Here is a 2,904-nt window from a genome sequence, read left to right on the forward strand (position 1 = left end):
CTACTTTACAAGCCCAATTAGAAGCCCAAAATGGTGAAACTACTTTAGCACAACGTAAATCGTTCGCTAAAACAGCTTTCCACACTTCTTCACACTACGATACTGCAATTTTTAATTATTTCAATACAGAAGAGCCTCTTGATGTTTTCAAACAAAGCGTAACAGAAGCTAAAACTTTGCGTTATGGCGAAAACCCTCATCAAGGTGGTGTATTCTATGGCGATTTAGACGCCATGTTTACCAAATTGAATGGTAAAGAACTTTCTTATAACAATCTGGTAGATGTAGATGCAGCTGTTGCATTGATCGACGAATTTGAAGATCCAACTTTTGCAATCTTAAAACATACAAACGCTTGTGGTATTGCTTCCCGCCCTACTGTTAAACAAGCCTGGATTGATGCATTGGCCTGCGATCCGGTTTCTGCTTTTGGTGGTGTATTGATTACCAATGTTGCGGTAGATTTAGAAACGGCTCAAGAAATCAACAATCTTTTCTTTGAAGTATTAATAGCACCTTCTTACCAAGCAGAAGCAATTGAGTTATTCAGCAAAAAGAAAAACCGCGTTATTTTACAACGTAACGAGGTTGAGTTGAGCAAAAAACAATTTAAAACCTTATTAAACGGTGTAATTGAGCAGGATAAAGATTTAATTATCGAAGGTCCTGAACAAATGACAACCGTAACCGATAAAGCACCAACTGCACAAGAGTTAAAAGATTTATTCTTTGCCAACAAAATTGTAAAACATACTAAATCGAACACCATTGTTTTGGTTAAGGATGATGTTTTAATTGCAAGCGGCGTTGGTCAAACTTCGCGTGTTGACGCCTTAAGACAAGCGATTGAAAAAGCAGCGGCTTTCGGATTCAGCGTTAAAGGTGCTGCTATGGCTTCTGATGCTTTCTTTCCTTTCCCTGATTGTGTTGAAATTGCTGCCGAAGCCGGAATTACAGCTGTGCTACAACCAGGTGGATCGATTAAAGATGCTGATTCTGTTGCTAAAGCAAACGAAAAAGGCATTGCAATGGTAACCACTGGGGTAAGACACTTTAAACACTAATCAAGCTTAAAGCCGAAAGACTAAAGCTTAAAGTGAAGATTCTTATAAAGCTTAATGGCTTAAAACTTTAGTCTTTTAGCTTTGTTCTTTTAGCTCTTTATTTTCTGAACATTTTAATTGCCTTAAAAACAATTTAATAACTGAAGAAAATAAAACTTAAAACAATAAAAAAGCTATTTTTACATTAGGAATAGTATAGATTGATGATTAAAGGCATGATCCGCATGCTTAATGGCGGTAAAGGATGGATGTTCCCATCTTTACGTATGGTAATCTGTATTCCATCCGGTATTACTGAAGTAGAAAAACGTGCAGTACGCGATTCAGCTGAAATTGCCGGTGCAAAAGAGGTATACTTAATTCATGAGCCAATGGCAGCTGCCGTAGGTATCGGGATTGATGTAGAAGAGCCAATGGGTAACATGATTATCGATATAGGTGGCGGTACTACAGAAATTGCGGTTATCGCTTTATCAGGTATTGTGTGCGATCAATCAATCCGCGTTGCGGGAGATAACTTCGACTCTGATATTGTAAATTACATCCGTCGCCAACACAACATTATGATTGGTGACCGTACCGCTGAGAAAATTAAAATTGAAGTTGGTGCAGCTTTACCTGAATTACAGGATGCTCCTGCTGATTTCGCAGTTCAAGGTCGCGATTTAATGACTGGTGTACCAAAACAGATCACTGTTTCTTATACCGAAATTGCCCACTGTTTAGATAAATCGATCTCTAAAATTGAAGAAGCAATTTTAAAAGCTTTAGAGATTACGCCTCCAGAGCTTTCGGCAGATATTTACCAAACTGGTATTTATTTAACCGGTGGTGGTGCATTGTTAAGAGGTTTAGATAAACGTGTAGCTGCTAAAACCAAATTACCTGTTCACGTTGCAGAAGATCCGCTTCGTGCAGTAGTTCGTGGAACCGGCATCGCCCTTAAAAACATTGGCGGATATAAATTCTTAATGCAATAACCTTGATTTGAGATATGAGATGTGAGATTTGAGACTAATTATCCAAACTCATATCTCATATCTTACATCTCATATCTCATGAGCAATGCGTAACCTTTGGATTTTCATCAGCAGATACAACGCATTTTTCTTATTTATCATTTTTTTTATCGTAGGGATTTATCTAACGGTGAAAAACAACTCCTATCAGCGTAGCGTAACTTTAAACTCAAGCAATGAGGTAGTAGGTACCGCATACGAAAGATTAAATGTTTTTAAACGATATTTAAATCTGGGTATGGTTAACGATAGCCTTGCGGCCGAAAATGCCAAGCTTAAAAGCCAGTTACTAGGATTAACTACGGTAGATACGACAAAGGATGTTAAAGTGGTAGATACGGTTACCAATCAGCAATACACTTATTTGGCTGCCAAAGTGGTTAAAAATTCGATCACTTTACGCAACAATGTAATGACGATTAATAAAGGCACTGTTGACGGCATTAAAAGTGGTATGGCCGTTATTGCGCCTCAACGCGGAGTGGTCGGCTTTATCCGTGATGTTTCGGCCCATCTGGCCACCATACAATCGCTATTGCATAAAGACACTAAAATTAGTGTAACCCTGAAAAAGAACAATGCGCTTGGGTCATTAGTTTGGGGAGATGGAAATTTCGATATTAAAAAAGCGTTTGTTAAAGAGGTGCCCAACCATATTAAAATGTATGTGGGCGATACGGTTGTAACCTCGGGTTATGCAGCATTTCCAGCCGGAATTTTAGTCGGAAAAATCAGCAAGGCCAACGTAGCCACCAATGATAATTTCTTATCAGGAGAATTAAATTTATTTACAGATTTTAGCACATTGCAATATGTATATG

Annotated in this window: 2 protein-coding genes and 1 pseudogene; all 3 read left to right on the forward strand. The window is 38.2% G+C overall.

Features of this window, described 5'->3' with window-relative positions; genetic code table 11:
* Positions 1 to 1,064, forward strand: a 1,064-nt coding sequence (gene purH / locus AC1DND_RS26815; RefSeq protein ID WP_477585768.1) for a bifunctional phosphoribosylaminoimidazolecarboxamide formyltransferase/IMP cyclohydrolase, incomplete at its 5' end; no start/stop codon positions are given.
* 203 nt (positions 1,065 to 1,267) lie between these two features.
* A pseudogene (locus AC1DND_RS26820) lies at positions 1,268 to 2,044 on the forward strand (rod shape-determining protein); the annotation flags it as partial.
* 85 nt (positions 2,045 to 2,129) lie between these two features.
* Positions 2,130 to 2,904: rod shape-determining protein MreC (mreC, locus tag AC1DND_RS26825; protein ID WP_477585770.1), on the forward strand; the 775-nt coding region annotated here is incomplete at its 3' end.

It is taken from the genome of Pedobacter sp. 01N416 (genome assembly GCF_056399685.1).